This window comes from Streptomyces coacervatus (assembly GCF_029223485.1).
Lineage (GTDB): Bacteria > Actinomycetota > Actinomycetes > Streptomycetales > Streptomycetaceae > Streptomyces > Streptomyces coacervatus.
On sequence record NZ_JARHTP010000008.1, the window covers coordinates 316858 to 335654 of the forward strand.

21 protein-coding genes are annotated in these 18797 nt (G+C 67.9%); 3 read left to right on the top strand and 18 right to left on the bottom strand.

Annotated features, from left to right (window positions below):
- Positions 1–70: 70 nt before the first annotated feature.
- From tatC to P2Q00_RS21780, 3 genes are all read right to left on the bottom strand, one after another.
- Positions 71–1015 (bottom strand): twin-arginine translocase subunit TatC, encoded by a 945-nt coding sequence (tatC, locus tag P2Q00_RS21770; RefSeq protein WP_486389001.1) that lies wholly within the window; start codon positions 1013–1015, stop codon positions 71–73.
- A 47-nt stretch (positions 1016–1062) separates the two neighbouring features.
- Complete coding sequence (gene tatA / locus P2Q00_RS21775; RefSeq protein WP_275774293.1) at positions 1063–1350, bottom strand: Sec-independent protein translocase subunit TatA; 288 nt, start codon at positions 1348–1350, stop codon at positions 1063–1065.
- 262 nt (positions 1351–1612) lie between these two features.
- A complete protein-coding gene (locus tag P2Q00_RS21780) occupies positions 1613–1807 on the bottom strand; it encodes a hypothetical protein (protein WP_275774294.1) in 195 nt (64 codons plus the stop codon).
- A gap of 282 nt (positions 1808–2089) precedes the next feature.
- On the opposite strand from P2Q00_RS21780, the gene P2Q00_RS21785 reads away from it, so the two are divergent.
- A complete protein-coding gene (locus P2Q00_RS21785; protein WP_232654231.1) occupies positions 2090–2332 on the top strand; it encodes a hypothetical protein in 243 nt (80 codons plus the stop codon).
- Between the two features lie 97 nt (positions 2333–2429).
- Here P2Q00_RS21785 and P2Q00_RS21790 read toward each other — a convergent pair whose 3' ends face one another.
- The 7 genes from P2Q00_RS21790 to P2Q00_RS21820 form a co-directional block, all read right to left on the bottom strand.
- Positions 2430–2723: a hypothetical protein gene (locus P2Q00_RS21790; RefSeq protein ID WP_275774295.1), complete on the bottom strand. Its 294-nt coding sequence runs from the start codon at positions 2721–2723 to the stop codon at positions 2430–2432.
- A 78-nt stretch (positions 2724–2801) separates the two neighbouring features.
- Positions 2802–3815, bottom strand: coding sequence for a helix-turn-helix transcriptional regulator (locus tag P2Q00_RS21795; RefSeq protein WP_275774296.1), 1014 nt, complete (start codon positions 3813–3815; stop codon positions 2802–2804).
- Between the two features lie 19 nt (positions 3816–3834).
- Positions 3835–4788 carry a helix-turn-helix transcriptional regulator gene (locus P2Q00_RS21800; RefSeq protein ID WP_275774297.1) on the bottom strand — a complete coding sequence of 318 codons (954 nt, stop codon included), beginning with the start codon at positions 4786–4788 and terminating at the stop codon, positions 3835–3837.
- A gap of 131 nt (positions 4789–4919) precedes the next feature.
- The gene (locus P2Q00_RS21805; RefSeq protein ID WP_275774298.1) at positions 4920–5291 is read right to left on the bottom strand and encodes an FKBP-type peptidyl-prolyl cis-trans isomerase; all 372 of its coding nucleotides are present in this window, start codon (positions 5289–5291) and stop codon (positions 4920–4922) included.
- A 60-nt stretch (positions 5292–5351) separates the two neighbouring features.
- Positions 5352–6353 (bottom strand): FKBP-type peptidyl-prolyl cis-trans isomerase, encoded by a 1002-nt coding sequence (locus tag P2Q00_RS21810; RefSeq protein ID WP_275774299.1) that lies wholly within the window; start codon positions 6351–6353, stop codon positions 5352–5354.
- A 135-nt stretch (positions 6354–6488) separates the two neighbouring features.
- Positions 6489–7850: a Pup--protein ligase gene (gene pafA / locus P2Q00_RS21815; RefSeq protein WP_275774300.1), complete on the bottom strand. Its 1362-nt coding sequence runs from the start codon at positions 7848–7850 to the stop codon at positions 6489–6491.
- A gap of 9 nt (positions 7851–7859) precedes the next feature.
- Positions 7860–9119 carry an MFS transporter gene (locus P2Q00_RS21820; RefSeq protein WP_275774301.1) on the bottom strand — a complete coding sequence of 420 codons (1260 nt, stop codon included), beginning with the start codon at positions 9117–9119 and terminating at the stop codon, positions 7860–7862.
- Positions 9120–9224: 105 nt separating this feature from the next.
- On the opposite strand from P2Q00_RS21820, the gene P2Q00_RS21825 reads away from it, so the two are divergent.
- Positions 9225–10241: a LacI family DNA-binding transcriptional regulator gene (locus P2Q00_RS21825; RefSeq protein ID WP_275774302.1), complete on the top strand. Its 1017-nt coding sequence runs from the start codon at positions 9225–9227 to the stop codon at positions 10239–10241.
- Between the two features lie 62 nt (positions 10242–10303).
- On the opposite strand, the gene prcA is transcribed toward P2Q00_RS21825, so the two are convergent.
- From prcA to arc, 6 genes are all read right to left on the bottom strand, one after another.
- Positions 10304–11056 (bottom strand): proteasome subunit alpha, encoded by a 753-nt coding sequence (gene prcA, locus P2Q00_RS21830; RefSeq protein ID WP_275774303.1) that lies wholly within the window; start codon positions 11054–11056, stop codon positions 10304–10306.
- 62 nt (positions 11057–11118) lie between these two features.
- Positions 11119–11964 carry a proteasome subunit beta gene (prcB, locus tag P2Q00_RS21835; RefSeq protein WP_275774304.1) on the bottom strand — a complete coding sequence of 282 codons (846 nt, stop codon included), beginning with the start codon at positions 11962–11964 and terminating at the stop codon, positions 11119–11121.
- Entirely contained in the window at positions 11916–12509 is a 594-nt protein-coding gene (locus P2Q00_RS51140) for an endonuclease VII domain-containing protein (protein ID WP_425579506.1), read from the bottom strand. Before P2Q00_RS51140 ends, prcB begins: the two co-directional genes overlap by 49 nt.
- A gap of 41 nt (positions 12510–12550) precedes the next feature.
- A complete protein-coding gene (locus P2Q00_RS21845; protein WP_275774306.1) occupies positions 12551–12769 on the bottom strand; it encodes a ubiquitin-like protein Pup in 219 nt (72 codons plus the stop codon).
- Positions 12770–12925: 156 nt separating this feature from the next.
- Positions 12926–14437 carry a depupylase/deamidase Dop gene (dop, locus tag P2Q00_RS21850; protein WP_338059327.1) on the bottom strand — a complete coding sequence of 504 codons (1512 nt, stop codon included), beginning with the start codon at positions 14435–14437 and terminating at the stop codon, positions 12926–12928.
- A 245-nt stretch (positions 14438–14682) separates the two neighbouring features.
- Positions 14683–16449, bottom strand: coding sequence for a proteasome ATPase (gene arc, locus P2Q00_RS21855; RefSeq protein WP_275774307.1), 1767 nt, complete (start codon positions 16447–16449; stop codon positions 14683–14685).
- Positions 16450–16694: 245 nt separating this feature from the next.
- Here arc and P2Q00_RS21860 point away from each other — a divergent pair, with 245 nt between their 5' ends.
- Positions 16695–17000 carry a ferredoxin gene (locus P2Q00_RS21860; protein ID WP_275774308.1) on the top strand — a complete coding sequence of 102 codons (306 nt, stop codon included), beginning with the start codon at positions 16695–16697 and terminating at the stop codon, positions 16998–17000.
- Positions 17001–17058: 58 nt separating this feature from the next.
- On the opposite strand, the gene P2Q00_RS21865 is transcribed toward P2Q00_RS21860, so the two are convergent.
- Both P2Q00_RS21865 and P2Q00_RS21870 read right to left on the bottom strand, forming a co-directional pair.
- Positions 17059–17634, bottom strand: a complete 576-nt coding sequence (locus P2Q00_RS21865) for a hypothetical protein (RefSeq protein ID WP_275774309.1) — start codon at positions 17632–17634, stop codon at positions 17059–17061.
- Between the two features lie 226 nt (positions 17635–17860).
- Positions 17861–18763 carry a tRNA (adenine-N1)-methyltransferase gene (locus P2Q00_RS21870; RefSeq protein ID WP_079663364.1) on the bottom strand — a complete coding sequence of 301 codons (903 nt, stop codon included), beginning with the start codon at positions 18761–18763 and terminating at the stop codon, positions 17861–17863.
- Positions 18764–18797 lie beyond the last annotated feature (34 nt).

Consider the following 18797-nt stretch of genomic DNA (forward strand, 5'->3'; position numbering starts at 1 on the left):
CGCACAGCACAAGGGCCGGACGGTTCTTCCGTCCGGCCCTTAAATCGTGCCGCCCGCCTCGTGGTGGTGCTCAGGTGACGTCGTCGTAGCCGTTGTACCTGGCCGACGGCCGCCCGTCGGCGCTTCCGCTCGCCTGCTCGGGGAGCCCCGCCGAGACGCGCTCCACCTCGCCGACGGGCTCCGGCGTCAGGTCGAGGTCCGACGCCTCGTCGTCGTCCAGCTCGGCGTCGGGGTTGGCACGCTGCCGCCGCCGGTCGTTGAGCATGGCGACGCCGACAGCGATGAAGTACAGGACCACGATGGGCCCGGCCAGCGCGATCATGCCGAAGGGGTCGGTGGTGGGGGTCGCCACCGCTCCGAAGACGAAGACGCCCATGACGACGCCACGCCACCAGCTGACCATCCTGCGGCCGGTCACGATGCCCGCGAAGTTGAGCATGACCAGCACCAGGGGCAGCTCGAAGGCACCGCCGAAGATGAGGATCATCCGGACGATGAAGTCCAGGACCTTGTCCATCGGCAGGATGTTCGCCGAGCCCTGGGGCGTGATCCCCAGGAGCACCCGCATGCTGATGGGCAGGATCGTGTACGCGAGCCAGGCACCGCCCAGGAAGAGCGGCACGGCGGCCGCCACGAACCAGTACGTGTACTTCCGCTCGTGCTTGTGCAGACCCGGCGCCACGAACGCCCAGAGCTGGTAGAGCCAGATCGGGCTGGAGAGGACGGCGCCCGCCATGAAGCACACCTTCACCGTGGTGGTGAAGGGGGACAACAGGTCGGTGTACGCGATGACCGCGCAGGTGCCTCCGGTGGACTCCCCCAGTCCTGTCGTGCAGCGCGGCACGGGGTCTATGAGGAAGTTCATCAGCTGCTGGCTGTAAAAGGCGGCCACGATGGATACGACCGTGATCGCCAGCATGCCCTTCGCGAGCCGGTTGCGGAGCTCACGAAGGTGATCCACGAGCGGCATCCGCCCCTCGGGATCCTTCTCCTTCTTGCGGGCAGACTTGAGCAACCCACGTCCTCATCTCGTGCGGCAGGCCGGAGGTGTCCGGCCCTGCGTCAGCGCTTGGTGGTGTCCGTCGGCTCGCTGACCGGGCGCGAGCTCGTCACGTCGCCGGGGGCGGCCTGGATGGTGCGCTGAGCGGGAGGCTGCTCGTCGTTGTTGGGCGGGCCGGCCGGGGTGGCCGTGCTGCTGCCCTCTTCCTTCATCGCCTTGGCCTCGCTCTTGAGAATGCGAGCGGACTTGCCGAGCGAGCGCGCCATGTCGGGAAGCTTCTTGGCGCCGAAGAGGAGGACAACGACGATAAGGATGAGAACGATCTCGGGGGCGCCGAGCCTTCCGAACATAAGTCTTTACCTTCTCACCGAGGCGGCTGGGGGTGGGGTGCTGTCCGGCCGGTCGGACAAGTGTCCGAGCGACCCTGTTGCCAGCGATCGTAACGCTCAGGGGTAAACGTGAGGCAATCCCCGTGCGTACTCCCGGTCCGCGGTCCGCGCCTCGTTCTCCGGGCCGCGACCAGCAGCGTACCCGCCAGGACGGCCCCGGTGACAGGTCGAAGTGACCCAAACCGCCTGGGGCACAGGACTCACACGCCTCACACAGCAGCTCTCAGAGGGAGTCCACAGCACGGGCCGTACTCACGGCCGCCCTTTCGAGGTCCTCGGCGGCCCGGTTGATACGGCGCGCGGAGTCCGTCACCTGCCTGCCGAGACGCTGCGCCTCGATGAACACACGCACGGCGAACACTCCGAGGACGACAAGACCCAGGAAACCCACAGCTACCGCGAACATCGGCCAGAACATGCCCCCGAGCCTAGACGGTCCCCGCCCCGACAGCCCCCACAAGAGATCTTGACAAGCGGTGCCCGCCTCCGGTTAATGTCTGCTCGACCCGAGGCGAGGAAAGCACGGATAACTGTCGGCCATGACCTGATTTGACGGCCGAACCGTTCCGCATTTTCTTTGCCTTGACCTTTACAACTTCATGGGGGAAATGTGAACCTCAAGCAGCGCTTGGGCGTTATCGCCGCATGTTCCGCGGCAGTTCTCGGCATAGCGGCCGGCACTCCGGCGAGCGCGGCCGTCATGTCGGCCGATTCCGTTCACCGCGGCAGCGTGGGCTGCTTCAACTACTCGTGGGCGGACGGGGACGCCACCTACACGATCTACTACCACAACACCTGCACGGTGAAGTCCGCGATCGCCGGCACCACCAACGCACTGTTCAACAACAAGTGGTGCGCGAACGTGGCCGCGGACGGCAAGGGCCACACGGTGGTGTACAACAAGCCCCTGACCTTCGCGTCCGCCCGGGGCGGCAGCTGCTGACCTCCCGAACGGCGAAATGACGGCCCCGCATCCAGGACCACCACGGCCTGGTTGCGGGGCCGTCCTGCGCAACAGCATTTCGTGAAGCCTCAGCACCCTAGACCGTGGAATGCAGCCGCAAGGTTTTGACCCCGCCGCCGGTCAGCAATTCGACGATCCGCTCCCCCGCCGGTTTGCGGACCGAGATGCCGCAGTCGGGGCAGGTGAAAGCGTAGAAAGTGGTGCGGCTGGTGGCGCCGATCACGAGGCGCAGGGCGCCGGCGGCGAGCTCGAAGCTGCCGCGGCAGTCCGGGCAGCCCGCCCTGAACGTCACCGGGGACACGCTTCTCATCCCGGCGAAGGCGGCCGCCACGGACATGCCCCCCGCACCAGACACCGACGACTCGCTCAAAGCCCCTGCTCCTCTTCCTAGGTGGTTCGCCTCCGGGTCGCCTCCCGACGCCCCTCCAGCTCACTCCCGCCTGCCGTACTACCCGTCGTGAACCGCAGGCCCTCCGTGCGGCCCCTGCGCCTCGACCCCGTCGTACGCCGCCAGCGCCTCACGCGCCGCACGGCGGGCGCTGTCGGCCAGCTCGGGCGGCGAGACGATCCGGCCGTCCCGCCCGAGCCGCAGCGCCAGCCGTCGCAGGGACGCCGGATCCGGGGTCCGCAGGGTGATACGGAGCCCCCCGTCCGGAAGCTCATCCGCGCTGTCGTGCGGGTAGTACTCGGCGACCCAGCGGCCCCCCGGGCCGACCTCGACGACGACCTCCGGGTCCTCTGCGGCGGGCTGCACCAGCGCCTCCGACAGATCCCTGAGCTCGATCTCGGGCGGCGCGGAGGGCTCGTCCAGGATCCTGATCTCGGCGACCCGGTCGAGCCGGAAGGTACGGCGCGCCTCGGAGCGACGGCACCACGCCTCCACATACGTATGCCCGACGCTGACCAGCCGGATGGGGTCGATCTCACGCTCGGTGAGCTCGTCGCGCGCGGGCGAGTAGTAGCGGATCCACAGCCGGCGCCGCTCCGAGATCGCGCGGTCCACGTCGGCGAAGACGCCGCCCTCGGACTCGAAGGTCACCGACAGCCGGGAGCTGGCGCCCGCCGCCTCGCCGGCCGCGGCCTCCAGCTTGGCGTTGGCCCGCAGCAGCGCCTGCCGGTCACTCTCCCGCAGCCCGGGCAGGGTGGACACCGCGCGGGCGGCCACCAGCAGCGCCGTCGCCTCGTCGGCGGCGATCCGCAGCGGCTCCGCCACGTCGTCGGGGTTGTGCCACCAGATGCGCTCGCCGTCGGTGTCGATGTCGAGCAGATCGCCGCCGCGGAAGCTGGTGCCGCACATCGGCAGCACATCGAGGTCGGAGACCAGCTCGTCCTCAGTGATGCCGAAGGCGCGCGCGACATCCTCGACCCGGGCTCCGGGGCGCTCCTTCAGATACGTCACCAGGGAGAGCATCCGCCGGGTCTGGTCGATGGCGTTCACGGGCCTGACCGGTTTGCCTGCCACTTGCTTGCTCCGCTCCCCCTCAGCCCTTGGCCACGGCACGCAGCCGGTCCACCACGTCCGCACGCAGCTCGGCCGGCTCCAGCACCACCACGTCCGGCCCGAACTCCACCAGCCAGGCATCCAGCCCGTGCCCGTACGGAATCTCCAACTCGTCCCAGCCGTCGCCGAGTTCCCGCACCGCGGTGGCCTTCGCCCGAAGGGGGTACCCCGACCCGGAGCGCAGCCGGATCAGCGCGGAGCGGTCGGCGGACTCCCCCGCCCAGCTCGCCACGGTCTCCCGGACGGTGACGACATCCGGCACCTCGGCGGTGAACTGCCCGCTGCGGCTGCGCACCTTGCCGGTGATCCGCGACAGCCGGAAAACCCGCTCCGCACCCCGGTCACGGTCCCAGCCGGCCAGATACCAGTGGCCGCGCCAGCACTCCAACGCCCACGGCTCGACATGCCGGGGCTCGGGGTGGGCGGCGGTGGCCTTGCGGTAGTCGAAGACGACCGGGCGGCGGTCGCGGCACGCCAGCATCAGCGGCTCGAACGCGACCTCGTGCACGGGGATACGGGGCTCCAGGGCGCCATGGGCCTCGTACGGGTCGACGTCCTCGGGCATCCCGGCCGCGCGCAGCTTCTGCAGGGCGCCGCTGGCCGCGCCCGCGAGCCTGGCCTGCTGCCACACCTTGGCGGCGAGACCGAGCGCGGCGGCCTCCTCGGCGTCGAGCGTGACGGGCGGCAGACGGTTGCTGTCACGGCGGGCCAGATAGCCCATCTCGCCGTCGAGGTTCTCCACGGTCTCGATGACCAGGCCGAGTTCGCGCAGATCGTCCTTGTCCCGCTCGAACATCCGGCTGAAGGAGTCGTCACTGCCCGCTTCGAGGTAGGCCTCGATGGACTCACGCAGCTCGCGCTTGCTGAGCGGCCGCCGCGTCCCGAGCAGACACAGCGCCAGGTTCATCAGCCGCTCGGCCTTGGCAATGGCCATCGACGCCCTTCGCCTCCCTATGGTGCTTGACGACGTCGACCGTACCGCCCCCAGGTGGCGCGGCAAAAGCCGAGGGCCCATGCCCGGACAGGCATGGGCCCCAGGTGATCGGGTCCGGTCGCAACCGACGATCAGACGGCGACCAGGTCGACCACGAAGATCAGGGTCTCGCCCGGCTTGATCGCCGGGGTCGGGCTCTGGTTGCCGTAGGCGAGGTGGGCGGGGATGGTCAGCTGGCGGCGGCCGCCGACCTTCATGCCCTGCACGCCCTGGTCCCAGCCCTTGATGACCCGGCCGCCACCGAGCGGGAAGCGGAACGGGGTCCCGCGGTTCCAGCTGGCGTCGAACTCCTCGCCGGTGCTGAAGGACACGCCCACGTAGTGGACGGTGACGGTCTGGCCCGCCTGCGCAACAGCGCCGTCGCCCTCCCAGATGTCCTTGATCTCGAGGTCCTTCGGGGCTTCGCCCTCGGGGAAGTCGATCTCGGGCTTCTCGATGCTCACGTCTCTAGCTCCTGCTTGTCTGCGGAAAGGCAACATTCACAGTCTTACATCACCGGCCAGTTACATCTTGGCCAGGATGTCGACCGAGAAGACCAGCACGGAGTCCTTCTTGATGCCGCTGCCGGCCGGCGGCTTGTCGCCGTAGCCCAGCTTCGGCGGGATGACGATGAGGACCCGGCTGCCGACCTTCTTGCCGGTCAGACCCTGCGCCCAGCCCTTGACGACCTGCTGCAGCCCGAACGACGTCAGCGCCTGACGGCTGTATGTCGAGTCGAACTCCTTGCCGGAGTCCCAGAACACGCCCTTGTACTGCACGAGCACGCTGTCCTGCGCGCCGACCACGGCGCCGTCGCCCTCGATGATGTACGTCGCCACCAGCTTGGTCGGCGCGGTCTTCTTGGGGATGTCGATGGAAGGCGCCGCACCGTCGGTGTTGGTGCCGACCTTGGGCAGCGCGGCGTCCTTCTGCGCCACGTCCGTGCCCTTGGCGGAGCTCTTCGCGTTGAACGTCGCCTGCACATCCACCACGAACACCAGCGTGTCGGTGCCCTTGATGCCCGCCTGCGAATTGCCCGACGTGCCGTACCCCCAAGTGGGCGGGACGGCCATCTGCACGCGGCTGCCGGTCTTCTTGCCCGTCAGGCCGTACCGCCACCCGTCGATGATGCTGCCCTGGGCGAGCTGGATGATCAGAGGCGTCTTGCGGTCGTAGGAGTTGTCGAAGACCTTCGCCGAGTTCCAGATCTGGCCGAGGTAGTGGGCCTGGACATAGTCGTTCTCCGCGACCGTCTTGCCTGCGCCCGCGATGAGCGTCTTGACCGCGAGGTTCTTCGACGGATCGCCGGTGCCCTTGGCGACGGTCGGCTTCTCACCGAACTTCGTGCCCGCCGTGATCGCCGGCAGCGGCCCCTCGACGATCTTCGGCGGCGGCGCGGCGGACGTGGCCGATGCGGAGGGCGACGGACTCGCTTCGGCCTTGCTCGAGTCGGACTTGTCCTTGCCGCATGCGGCAAGCGTGACCAGTCCTGCGGGTACGGCGGTGAGAAGTGAGCGTCGGCGCACGGTAAAAGCCTCGTATCGGTCGATCTTGTGGATGGCGTGCGCGCAACTCTACGGCGTGAGAAGGGCGCCGTACGGGAAACGTACGGCGCCCGTGTTGCGTTCCGGCCTTTCACCGGAACGCGTAGTTCACATTGCTCACATTCCTGCGATCAGCTTCTCCACCCGGTCGTCCACGGAACGGAACGGGTCCTTGCACAACACCGTGCGCTGCGCCTGGTCGTTGAGCTTCAGGTGGACCCAGTCGACGGTGAAGTCCCGGCGCTGTTCCTGGGCCCTGCGGATGAAGTCACCGCGCAGCCGGGCCCGAGTGGTCTGCGGGGGAACGGACTTGCCCTCGAAGATCTTCAAGTCGTTGCAGATCCGCGCTGCTTGACCCTTCCGCTCCAGAAGGTAGTACAGACCACGACGGCGGTGAATGTCGTGATAAGCGAGGTCTATCTGCGCGACCCTCGGATGCGACATCGTCATGTTGTGCTTGGCCCGGTACCGCTCGATGAGCTTGTACTTCATCACCCAGTCGATCTCGGTACCGATCCGGTCGAGGTCCTCGGCCTCGATCGAGTCCAGCGTGCGGCCCCACAGCTCCAGGACCTGCTCGACGATGCCGGTGCGGATGCCGCGGCGCTCACAGAAGTCCACGGCCTTCTCGAAGTACTCGCGCTGCACCTCAAGGGCGGAGGCCTCGCGGCCGCTGGCCAGGCGCACCTTGCGCCGGCCCGTGATGTCGTGGCTGACCTCGCGGATCGCCCGGATCGGGTTCTCCAGGGTCAGGTCGCGCATCACCGTGCCCGCCTCGATCATGCGCAGCACCAGATCGGTCGCTCCGACCTTGAGCAGCATGGTCGTCTCGGACATGTTGGAGTCGCCCACGATGACATGCAGACGGCGGTAGCGCTCGGCGTCCGCATGCGGTTCGTCGCGGGTGTTGATGATGGGCCTCGATCGGGTCGTCGCCGAGGAGACGCCCTCCCAGATGTGCTCGGCCCGCTGGCTGACGCAGTACACCGCGCCCCGCGGGGTCTGCAGCACCTTGCCGGCGCCGCACAGAAGCTGCCTCGTGACGAGGAACGGAATGAGGATGTCCGCGAGCCGGGAGAACTCCCCGTGGCGTGCGACGAGATAGTTCTCGTGACAGCCGTAGGAGTTGCCCGCCGAGTCGGTGTTGTTCTTGAAGAGGTAGACGTCGCCCGCGATTCCCTCCTCGTGCAGGCGTCGTTCGGCGTCCACCAGGAGTCCTTCGAGAATGCGCTCGCCGGCCTTGTCGTGGGTGACCAGCTCGGTCACGTTGTCACATTCGGGTGTCGCGTATTCCGGATGTGAGCCCACGTCGAGATAGAGGCGTGCGCCGTTTCGCAGAAAGACATTGCTGCTGCGGCCCCATGACACGACACGGCGGAAGAGGTACCGCGCCACCTCGTCGGGAGACAGCCGACGCTGTCCCCTGAACGTACACGTGACGCCGTACTCGTTCTCCAGCCCGAAAATGCGGCGGTCCATGACTGAACATTACGCCCGATCCCCTGAGCTGAAACGGGGTTCGACGGCACGGTTTGGATCATTTTCCGATGAAGCCGCAACCACCGCGCCCCCTGCGGGAGCTGCAAGGACCCGCCCGGTGGCCAGCAAAACCAGCAGCGACAAGGCCCCTGCGGCACCCGGCACGGCGAAGCCCCACACCGCCCCGCCCCACTCGACGACCGGGCCCGCCAGCCCCGTTCCCACCGAGGAACCCACCGTGAACGTCGTCACAATCCAGGAGAACGCCTCGGTGACCGTCCCGCGCGGCGCATGCCGGTCGACAAGGACGAACGCACAGGCGAGACACGGCGCGAGAAAGAGCCCTGCGACGGCCGCGAGCACCGTCATGGCCACCGGGCCCGGCGTCAGCATCAGCGGCACGTAACACACCGCCAGAAGCGCTACGAGCACCCGCAGTCGCCGCTCCGGCGCACCGCTCCACTGCCGCGCACCGTACGCCGTACCGCCCACGAGCGCCCCGAGACCGATCGCCGCCATCAGCCAGCCGTACACCGCGTCCCCGCCATGGCCATCGGCATACGCCACCGCCGCTACCGCAATGGAACCGAGCGCGATCCCCACCGCCAGGAACGCACCGAGCAGGACCAGCAGTCCGGGCGAACGCAGCGCACCCAGCCAGTGCGCCTCGCGCGGCGCCGAACGCCACGCGCGCGAAGGCGCCGACACGACCACCGAGAGAGCACCCAGCACACCGACGACATTGACGAGCACGAGCGCCGCCTGCGCCGACCACAGCGACACGCACAGCGTCACCAGCAACGGGCCGACGGTGAACATGACTTCCTGGGCGACGGCATCCATCGCATACGCCGTCTGCACCTGGCCCTCGCTGCGCAGCACCGAGGACCACAGCGCCCGCAGACCGCCCTCCAGGGGCGGCGTGAACAGCCCGGAGAGCGCCACGCACGCGTACGCGAGCACCAGCGGACCGGTGCCTACGAAGGCGAACGCGGACATGGCGAGCGCGGAGCCGAGGGCGGCGGGCAACTGGACACGCGGCTGCCCGTACAGATCCACGAGCCGCCCCAGCAGCGGCTGCCCCACGGCATTGGCGACCCCGTACACCGCGGCAAGCCCGCCCGCCAGGCTGTAGGTGCCGCCCTCCGCCCGCACGAACAGCACGATGGCGATCGCAGCGACGGCACACGGCAGCCGGCCCACGAGCGTGCCGGCGAGCAGACGCGCAGCATGCCTGGTCCTGAGGATCTCCGCATATCCCGCAGCCATGTCCGCTTCCCCTCACCCGCACCCGCGGAGGTTTTACGTATAACTTCCTCTCTCATACGTACCATGTGCGCTGTTCACGAGTCCAGACGAAGGAGCAGGCCCACGGTGGCACCAGGCAGCACCCGCCCCACCAGCCGTGACGTCGCCCAGGCCGCCGGCGTCTCCCAGGCCGCGGTCTCCCTGGTACTCGGCGACAAATGGCGCGGCCGCGTCTCCGAAGCAACCGCCGAACGCGTACGAGAAGCCGCCCGCGACCTCGGCTACCGGCCCAACCTCGCCGCCCGCAACCTACGCCTCGGCCGCACCCGGACGGTCCTTCTCGTCGTCCCCGCCCTCACCACGGAGTTCTTCGCCGGCGTCTACACCGGCGCGGCCCGCGTCGCCGCCGACCACGGCTTCGGCGTCGTCCTCTACCCCTCCCCCGAAGGCATCGGCCCCGCCCGCGACCCCTTCGCCTCCGCCCAGGCCGCCCTGGACGGCGTCATCGCCTCCTCCATGGCCGCCGACGCCCTCACCGCCATCCGCGGCGACCAACTCCCCCTGGTCATGCTCGACAGCGACCCCGAAGGCAGCCTCGGCGCGGCGACCGTGAACCTGGACATCGCAGACGGCATCCGCCAGGTCACCGAGCACCTGCTCGGCCTCGGCCACCGACACTTCCTGCACCTGGCGGCGGACGTCGCCTCCTGGACCTTCGAGGTGCGCGCGCACGAACTGGCCACCCGGATCGGCGCGATCCCGGGCACATCGGTACGGACGACCCGGGCACCGATCTCCATTGAAGGCGCGCTGGCCGCCGCCGAGGCAGCCTTGTCCGCACCCGGCCCCCGGCCCACAGCCCTGGTGTGCGACGACGACAAACTGGCCGCCGGCGCCTACAAAGCAGCCCGGCGCCTGGGCCTGCGCATCCCCGACGACATCTCCGTCACCGGCCTCGACGACCTCGCCCTCGCCACCGCCCTCGACCCCGAACTGACCACCGTACGCCTCGACGCCGAACTCTTCGGCGAACACGGCATGCGAGCCCTGCTGGCCGTGCTGGAGGGCCGCACCCCGGAGCCGGGCGACATCCCCGTCGAGCTCGTCGTACGCGGCTCGACAGCGCCGCCCAGCTCCTCCTGAACGCCCTGTGCCCCGACCACATCGACGCGGCCGGGGCACACACAGGAGCGGGGTGAGGCGGACTACTCCTCGTCCGAGCCCTCCTCCGAGCTGCTCTCGGCCTCCGTGGCCGCACCATCGGCCTCCAGGAGCCGGGAAAGCTGACGGCCCACAATGCGCTTGAACTTACGCGCCTGCGGACGCGTACGGTCCAGCACCGCGACCTCCAGACGCTCAGCGGGAATCTCCCGCTGCGTGCCATTCGTGTCACGGGACAGCGCCTGAACAGCCAGCTTCAGCCCCTCGGCGAGCGACATGCCCTCACGGTGCTGCTGATCCAGATAGGTACTGATCTGCTCGGAATTCCCACCGACCGCGACAGAACCATGCTCGTCCACGATCGACCCGTCATGCGGCAACCGGTAGATCTGGTCACCCTCGGGCGTCTCACCGACCTCGGCAACGACCAGCTCCACCTCGTACGGCTTCTCCGCCGCACTCGAGAAGATCGTGCCCAACGTCTGGGCATAGACGTTGGCGAGACCACGAGCAGTCACATCGTCACGGTCGTAGGTGTAACCACGCAGATCGGCATACCGCACACCACCGATCCGCAGATTCTCGTACTCGTTGTACTTCCCGGCGGCCGCAAAGCCGATCCGGTCATAGATCTCGCTGAACTTGTGCAGCGCACGGGACGGGTTCTCGCCGACGAAGACGATGCCGTCGGCATACTGCAGCACGACCAGGCTGCGGCCACGGGCGATGCCCTTGCGGGCGTACTCCGCCCGGTCGGCCATGGCCTGCTGGGGTGAGACATAGAACGGCGTCGACACCGGTTATCCGTCCCTTTCTGTCGAAGTCACGCGATCACCTTGAGTAAGAGCCGGTCGCCCGACTACAGCAGCGCAGCCCGCGGGCCGTCGGGCTGCTCCAGCCGCCGCTCCAGAATCGAGCGGGCAATCTCGGAGGACTCGTCGTCGGTGAGCCGGCGGAAGCCGTCCTCAGTGATCACGGTGACGATCGGATAGATCCGGCGGGCGACATCGGGACCACCGGTCGCCGAGTCGTCGTCAGCCGCGTCATAGAGAGCCTGCACCACAAGAGTCGTGGCCTCGGCCTCGGACAGGTCGTCACGGAAAAGCTTCTTCATGGCACCGCGCGCAAAGATCGAGCCGGAACCCGTGCCCGCGAAGTTGTGCTCCTCGGAGCGGCCGCCCGTCACGTCGTAGGAGAAAATACGACCCCGCTCGCGGTCCACGTCATACCCCGCGAAGAGGGGAACCACAGCCAGGCCCTGCATGGCCATGCCCAGATTGGAACGGATCATGGTCGACAGCCGGTTCGCCTTGCCCTCCAGCGAGAGCTGCGCCCCCTCGACCTTCTCGAAGTGCTCCAGCTCCAACTGGAACAACTTGACCATCTCCACGGCCAGGCCCGCCGCACCGGCGATACCCACCGCGGAGTACTCGTCGGCCGGGAAGACCTTCTCGATGTCCCGCTGCGCGATGACGTTGCCCATGGTGGCGCGACGGTCACCGGCGAGCACCACACCACCCGGGAACGTCACGGCCACGATCGTGGTGCCGTGCGGCGCCTCGATCACGCCCTGCGTCGGGGGCAGCTGCCGGTTGCCCGGGAGCATCTCCGGCTGGTGCTCGGACAGAAAGTCCATGAAGGACGACGACCCAGGCGTCAGGAAGGCAGCTGGTAGACGCCCGGTGCTACGAGTGTTGGCTTCCACGCGTTTCCTTCCAGGTAATCGGCAGCTCGGTTCATCGCTTCGGGGTCGTCCCTCAACAGGCCGAGGCCGGAATTGCAGTTGAAGCACAGTACGCCACGGACCCTACCCGTCTTGTGGCAGTGATCCACATGAACGGCGGGCGCCTTCAGACAGATCGCACAGAGGCCCACTTGGGAGGCGATCATCTCGTCACGCTCGGCCTCAGTCATGCCGTAATCACGCCTCAAGTGACTGACACGGGCTTCAACGGCGCGGCAAGCCTTGCAACGCGACGCCAGCCCGTCCGGGGCCGAGACTTTCCGGTGCCAATCCGAGTGCGGCTTGCTCTCGCCGCACCCCTGACAGTGCTTGTAACCCTCCGAGAGAGCACCAGGCTCAGGAACCAATCTGCCCATGGCCTGCTGCCGCTTACGGTCAGACTCCGCAGCGCAGTCACGGCAGCGGCGCTGGAGGCCGTCGAGATTGGTGCGCTTGATCGCGAACGCTGCGCGCGGCTTGGACTCCCCGCACCGCGCGCAGCGCTTCACCTCAGACTCGCCTGCCACCACTCCACCCCGTCTGCCTTCGATTCGAAGGAAAAAGCGGCTTACTGGCCACCCTTCTGAACGAAGGAGCGCACGAAGTCCTCGGCATTCTCCTCCAAGACGTCGTCAATCTCGTCCAGGACGGAGTCCACGTCATCGCTCAGCTTCTCGTGCCGCTCCTTGAGATCCTCGGAGCCCTGCGCCTCTGCCGCCTGCTCCTCGACCTCCTCCGTGGAGCGCGTCGCCTTCTGCTGTCCGCCGCCGGTGTCCTTGGTCGCCATAAACCCTCACCCCGCTCGGTTCGACGTTCTTGATCAGACCCTACAAGCAGGGTCTGACATCGGCCCCGCAGTTCCTACAACGTACGGCGGCCACCTCGATGATTCCCTGCCGCCGGAAATTCCACCCTGCCCGGCGCCCCGGGCACGTATGCCCGCTCAGCCGCCCGACAGCACCCTGACCAGGTCTTCCGCCGTGCGGCAGCGGTCCAGGAGTTCCTTGACGTGATTTCGCGTTCCGCGAAGCGGTTCCAGGGTTGGGACGCGCTGGAGCGAGTCCCGGCCCGGGAGGTCGAAGATCACGGAGTCCCAGGAGGCTGCCGCGACGTCGTCCGCGTACTGCTCCAGGCAGCGTCCGCGGAAGTACGCGCGTGTGTCCTCCGGCGGCTTGGTACGGGCCCGCTCGACCTCGCTCTCGTCCAGGAGGCGCTTCATGCGGCCACGGGCCGCGAGACGGTTGTAGAGGCCCTTCTCGGGGCGTACGTCGGCGTACTGGAGGTCGAGGAGGTGGAGCTTGGCGGCGTCCCAGTCGAGGCCGTCGCGGCGCCGGTAGCCCTCCATGAGTTCCTTCTTGGCGACCCAGTCCAGTTCGCCGGCCAGGCTCATGGGGTCGTTCTCCAGGCGGTTGAGGGTGTCCTCCCAGCGGATCAGGACGTCCTTGGTCTGCTCGTCGGCATCGGCCCCGAAGCGCTCCTCCACGTATTTGCGGGAGAGTTCGAAGTACTCCATCTGGAGTTGGACCGCGGTGAGTGTGCGGCCGCTGCGGAGGGTGACCAGGCGCTTGAGTGTCGGGTCGTGGGAGACCTGGTGGAGGGTGCGGACGGGCTGGTCCACGGCCAGGTCGACGGCGATGAAGCCGTCTTCGATCATGGACAGGACGAGCGCCGTCGTGCCCAGCTTGAGGTACGTCGAGATCTCCGAGAGATTCGCGTCGCCGATGATCACATGCAGGCGGCGGTACTTCTCGGCGTCGGCATGCGGCTCGTCACGGGTGTTGATGATCGGGCGCTTCAGCGTGGTTTCGAGGCCGACCTCCACCTCGAAGTAGTCGGCGCGCTGGCTGAGCTGGAAGCCGTGTTCGTGTCCGTCCTGGCCGATGCCGACGCGGCCGGCTCCGGTGACGACCTGGCGGGAGACGAAGAAGGGTGTGAGGTGGCGCACGATGTCGGAGAAGGGGGTTTCCCGCTTCATCAGGTAGTTCTCGTGCGTGCCGTAGGAGGCGCCCTTGTTGTCGGTGTTGTTCTTGTAGAGGTGGATCGGCTGGGCTCCGGGGAGCGCGGCCGCCCGCTCCGCGGCCTCCGCCATGATGCGCTCGCCGGCCTTGTCCCAGAGGACGGCGTCGCGCGGATTGGTGACCTCTGGAGCGCTGTACTCGGGGTGTGCATGGTCGACGTAGAGTCGTGCGCCGTTGGTGAGGATGACGTTGGCGAGGCCGATGTCCTCGTCGGTGAGCTGGCTGGCGTCGGCGGCCTCGCGGGCGAGGTCGAAGCCTCGCGCGTCCCGCAGCGGGTTCTCCTCCTCGAAGTCCCAGCGGGCCCGGCGGGCCCGGTGCATCGCCGCCGCGTAGGCGTTGACGATCTGGGACGAGGTGAGCATGGCATTGGCGTTGGGGTGGCCGGGGACGGAGATGCCGTACTCCGTCTCGATGCCCATTACTCGCCGTACGGTCATGCGGCCCTCCTTGCCCGGCGGCGCCCTCGGTCGGGGACGCTGCTCAAGTACCGCTGGCGCTCCGGTGCGTGTGCGGTGCCCGTCCCCGCACTGCGCGACTCGGCGGTACCGAAGAGCCTAGAACGGCTTTGCGCTGGTGGGGAGATCATTTGCGTCATTGCCTTGCGCGCCTCTTGTTGCGGTCTTGGCCTGAAAAACAGTCGGCTGCGGGTACCCGGTGAGGGCACCCGCAGCCGCCCTGTCTTTTACAGGTACTGACCGGTGTTCGCCACCGTGTCGATGGAGCGTCCGGTGTCGGCGCCCTGCTTTCCGGTGATGAGGGTGCGGATGTAGACGATCCGTTCGCCCTTCTTTCCGGAGATTCGGGCCCAGTCGTCCGGGTTGGTGGTGTTGGGGAGGTCCTCGTTCTCCTTGAACTCGTCCACGCATGCCTGGAGGAGGTGGGAGACGCGGAGGCCCTTGGCGTTGTGGTCGAGGAAGTCCTTGATCGCCATCTTCTTTGCGCGGCCGACGATGTTCTCGATCATGGCGCCGGAGTTGAAGTCCTTGAAGTAGAGGACTTCCTTGTCACCGTTGGCGTAGGTGACCTCCAGGAAGCGGTTCTCCTCGGATTCCGCGTACATGTGCTCGACGGCCGTCTGGATCATGCTCTCGACGGTGGTCGTCTTGCTGCCGCCGTGCTCGCCGACGTCGTCGGCGTGCAGCGGGAGGCGCTCGGTGAGGTACTTGCCGAAGATGTCCTTGGCGGCCTCGGCGTCGGGACGCTCGATCTTGATCTTCACGTCCAGGCGGCCGGGGCGCAGGATGGCCGGGTCGATCATGTCCTCGCGGTTGGAGGCGCCGATCACGACCACGTTCTGCAGGCCTTCGACACCGTCGATCTCGGCGAGCAGCTGGGGGACGATGGTGTTCTCCACGTCCGAGCTGACGCCGGAGCCGCGGGTGCGGAAGAGGGATTCCATCTCGTCGAAGAAGACGATGACGGGTGTGCCCTCGCTGGCCTTCTCACGAGCACGCTGGAAGACGAGGCGGATCTGCCGCTCGGTCTCGCCGACGTACTTGTTGAGGAGCTCGGGGCCCTTGATGTTGAGGAAGAAGCTCTTGCCGGCGGCCTGGCCGGTGACCTCGGCGACCTTCTTGGCCAGCGAGTTGGCGACGGCCTTGGCGATCAGCGTCTTTCCGCATCCGGGGGGTCCGTAGAGCAGGACGCCCTTGGGCGGGCGCAGTTCGTGCTCCTTGAACAGATCCGGGTAGAGGTACGGCAGCTCGACCGCGTCGCGGATGGCCTCGATCTGGCCGCCGAGTCCGCCGATCTGCTCGTAGCCGATGTCGGGGACCTCTTCGAGGACGAGTTCCTCGACCTCGCTCTTGGGAACGATCTCGTAGACATAGCCGGATCGGGGTTCGAGCAGGAGGGCGTCGCCGGGGCGGATGTTGACGTCCAGCAGTGGCTCGGCGAGCCGTACCACCCGCTCCTCGTCGGTGTGCCCGAGGACCAGGGCGCGTTCGCCGTCCTCGAGGATCTCCTTGAGGGTGACGATGTCCCCGACTCGCTCGTACTCCATGGCCTCGACCACGTTGAGCGCTTCGTTGAGCATCACTTCCTGGCCGCGCCGGAGCTCTTCGAGGTCGACGCTGGGGCTGACGTTCACCCGGAGCTTGCGGCCGCCGGTGAAGATGTCGGCGGTGCCGTCCTCGTTCGCTGTGAGGAAGACTCCGAAGCCGGCCGGTGGCTGTGCGAGCCGGTCGACCTCTTCCTTGAGGGCCACGATCTGGTCGCGGGCCTCACGGAGCGTGTTGGCGAGTCGCTCGTTCTGGGCGGACACGCCGGCCAGATTGGTCTGCAGCTCGACGATCCGCTCTTCGAGAATCCTCGTGTGTCGCGGAGAGTCGGCGAGCTTGCGTCGCAGGACGGCGATCTCCTGCTCAAGGTAGGCAATCTGCCCGGCCGGGTCGTCGGACCCTCGTCCCGGGCGGATGCCGCGGTTCATGTCGTCGTCGTGGGCTGCCACGGTCCTCACCTCCTCCAAGGGGAGCTGGACGCTTCCAGACCCTACCTGGGTGGGTGTCGATTGAAACCCCTAGATCACAAAGACTGTCGAGGTGTGTCCGATCTTCACCCTTGCGCTCTCCCTCACGCCAGGGGAATACCCACCGAACATGATTGGGAAGCCGCCGGAGGTAGGGTCGAAGTGTTCAACACCCGTCAGAGCTGGCCGGATTCCCGGTTCGGCTCGGCATCTCTACGGCAGGAGACATGAGCGTGCAGCAGGAGGCCGCGGTCGGCGGCGAGGCGCTGGAGGTCTGGATCGACCAGGACCTGTGCACCGGCGACGGCATCTGCGCCCAGTACGCGCCGGAGGTGTTCGAGCTGGACATCGACGGGCTGGCCTATGTGAAGGGCTCGGACGACGAGCTGTTGCAGGCCAAGGGCGCCGCAACGCCCGTTCCGCTGCCGCTTCTCACGGATGTGGTGGACTCGGTGAAGGAGTGTCCGGGCGAGTGCATCCATGTACGGCGGGTTTCGGACAGCGTCGAGGTGTACGGCCCGGACGCGGAGTGACCTGCCGGGCGCTGTCTGTTACTGCTGTCTGATATCTCACACGCTTGGGTTGCATGGGTCAGACGGTGTGCGCTCCGGCGGGCTTCGAGCGCATGAACGCGCCGTTCTTCCACTGCCACTTCGCGCTGTCCGTGGTGTCCGGGCAGCAGCGGGGGACGTCGTTCGTGGAGTAGCCGAGGAGTGTGGCGAGGACGGCTCCGTCGCGTACGGCGAAGTCACTGACCGTGTCGCCGGTCTTGGGGTCGAGCAGGGTGGCGACCACGCGGGGTTTGTCGCTGCCCGTCGCGTGGGTGATGACGTAGACGCCGTCGGGCGGGGTGCCCATGGGGGCGTCGCAGTGGACCACGGCCACGGTTTCCGGGTTTCCGTCGCCGTCGAGGTCGCCGGTGGCCTTCTTCTGGACGACTGCCTTGACCGGGCCGCAGGTGATCGGGAAGTCGACGCCTGTGGTGCTGGGTGCGGTCGCCGGGTGGGTGGTCTTGTGGTGGGGGTCGGCTGCCTGGGCCGCTGTCGCCGGGTTGGGTTGCAGGAGCGAGGAGAGGGCCATCACGCCCGCGACGGCTGTTGCGGTGGCGACCCAGTGGATCGGGCGGGTGTGCGTGTGTGCCAGTTCCGGGACGGCGGATTGCTGCACTAGGAGCGTCTCCTGTGAGGGCTGTGCCGGTGGGGGTGGGGGTGGCCTGCATCGTGCCACACGTCACAGTGCGGGGGAACGGCGGGGTGTTCGGTTCCTCGAATGGGCCGTGCCGGGTTTGTTCGGTTTGTGGCGTGGTGTCAACAGAAGGGCGCTGCGGCCGAGTTGCGGACGATGTCCGGGAACTCGGCGGCAGCGCCCGTTCGTTGGTGCGGCACGGACCGCCCTAGCGACCGGTGCCTCCGTCGGCGTTGGGGCCGGCGTAGTCCTCGCCGTAGGCGCCCTTGGCGGGGCGGCGGCGGCGCATGGGCGGCTCGACGCCGTCGGCGAGGCGGCGGGCGGTGAGGAGGAAGCCGGTGTGGCCGATCATGCGGTGGTCGGGGCGGACGGCGAGGCCCTCGATGTGCCAGTTGCGGATCATCGTCTCCCAGGCGGTCGGCTCGTTGAAGGAGCCGATCTCGCGGATGGACTCGACGGTCCGGGCGAGCTGGGTGGTGGTGGCGACGTAGCAGCAGAGGATGCCTCCGGGGACGAGCGCCTTGGAGACGGCCTCCAGGCACTCCCAGGGGGCGAGCATGTCGAGGATGACGCGGTCGACGTCGGTGTCGGACAGGTTGTCCTGGAGGTCGCCGACGGTGAGCTGCCAGGCGGGGTGCGGGCCGCCGAAGTAGCGCTCGACGTTCTGCTGGGCGATCTCGGCGAAGTCCTCGCGGCGCTCGTAGCTGTGCAGCATGCCCTGGTCGCCGATGGCGCGCAGCAGGAAGCTGCTGAGCGAGCCGGAGCCGACGCCGGCCTCGACGACGCGGGCGCCGGGGAAGATGTCGGCGAAGGCGAGGATCTGCCCGGCGTCCTTGGGGTAGACGACGGCTGCCCCGCGGGGCATGGACAGGACGTAGTCGGGGAGCAGGGGGCGCAGCGCGAGGTAGGCGACGTTCCCGGTGGTGCGGACAACGCTGCCCTCGGGAGCGCCGATCAGTTCGTCGTGCGGGAAGGAACCCTTGTGGGTGTGGAAGTTCTTCCCGGCCTCGAGCGTGAACGTGTAGTGGCGGCCCTTGGGGTCGGTCAGCTGAACCTGGTCCCCGACCTTGAAGGGCCCGCGCCTGCGGGCGGCACCGGTCGGTTCGGACATGTGAACAGCCTACCGGGGTTTGTGGAGGCCGCCG

Bases quoted from the DNA above. Each gene is read 5' to 3' on its own strand.
- P2Q00_RS21820 (WP_275774301.1), bottom strand. From the start codon at position 9,119: ATGGCTGCGGGATATGCGGAGATCCTCAGGACCAGGCATGCTGCGCGT.
- P2Q00_RS21845 (WP_275774306.1), bottom strand. From the start codon at position 12,769: ATGGCGACCAAGGACACCGGCGGCGGACAGCAGAAGGCGACGCGCTCC.
- P2Q00_RS21780 (WP_275774294.1), bottom strand. From the start codon at position 1,807: ATGTTCTGGCCGATGTTCGCGGTAGCTGTGGGTTTCCTGGGTCTTGTC.
- P2Q00_RS21870 (WP_079663364.1), bottom strand. From the start codon at position 18,763: ATGTCCGAACCGACCGGTGCCGCCCGCAGGCGCGGGCCCTTCAAGGTC.
- pafA (WP_275774300.1), bottom strand. From the start codon at position 7,850: ATGGACCGCCGCATTTTCGGGCTGGAGAACGAGTACGGCGTCACGTGT.
- P2Q00_RS21800 (WP_275774297.1), bottom strand. From the start codon at position 4,788: ATGGCCATTGCCAAGGCCGAGCGGCTGATGAACCTGGCGCTGTGTCTG.
- tatA (WP_275774293.1), bottom strand. From the start codon at position 1,350: ATGTTCGGAAGGCTCGGCGCCCCCGAGATCGTTCTCATCCTTATCGTC.
- dop (WP_338059327.1), bottom strand. From the start codon at position 14,437: ATGACCGTACGGCGAGTAATGGGCATCGAGACGGAGTACGGCATCTCC.
- P2Q00_RS21860 (WP_275774308.1), top strand. From the start codon at position 16,695: ATGAGCGTGCAGCAGGAGGCCGCGGTCGGCGGCGAGGCGCTGGAGGTC.
- P2Q00_RS21785 (WP_232654231.1), top strand. From the start codon at position 2,090: ATGTCGGCCGATTCCGTTCACCGCGGCAGCGTGGGCTGCTTCAACTAC.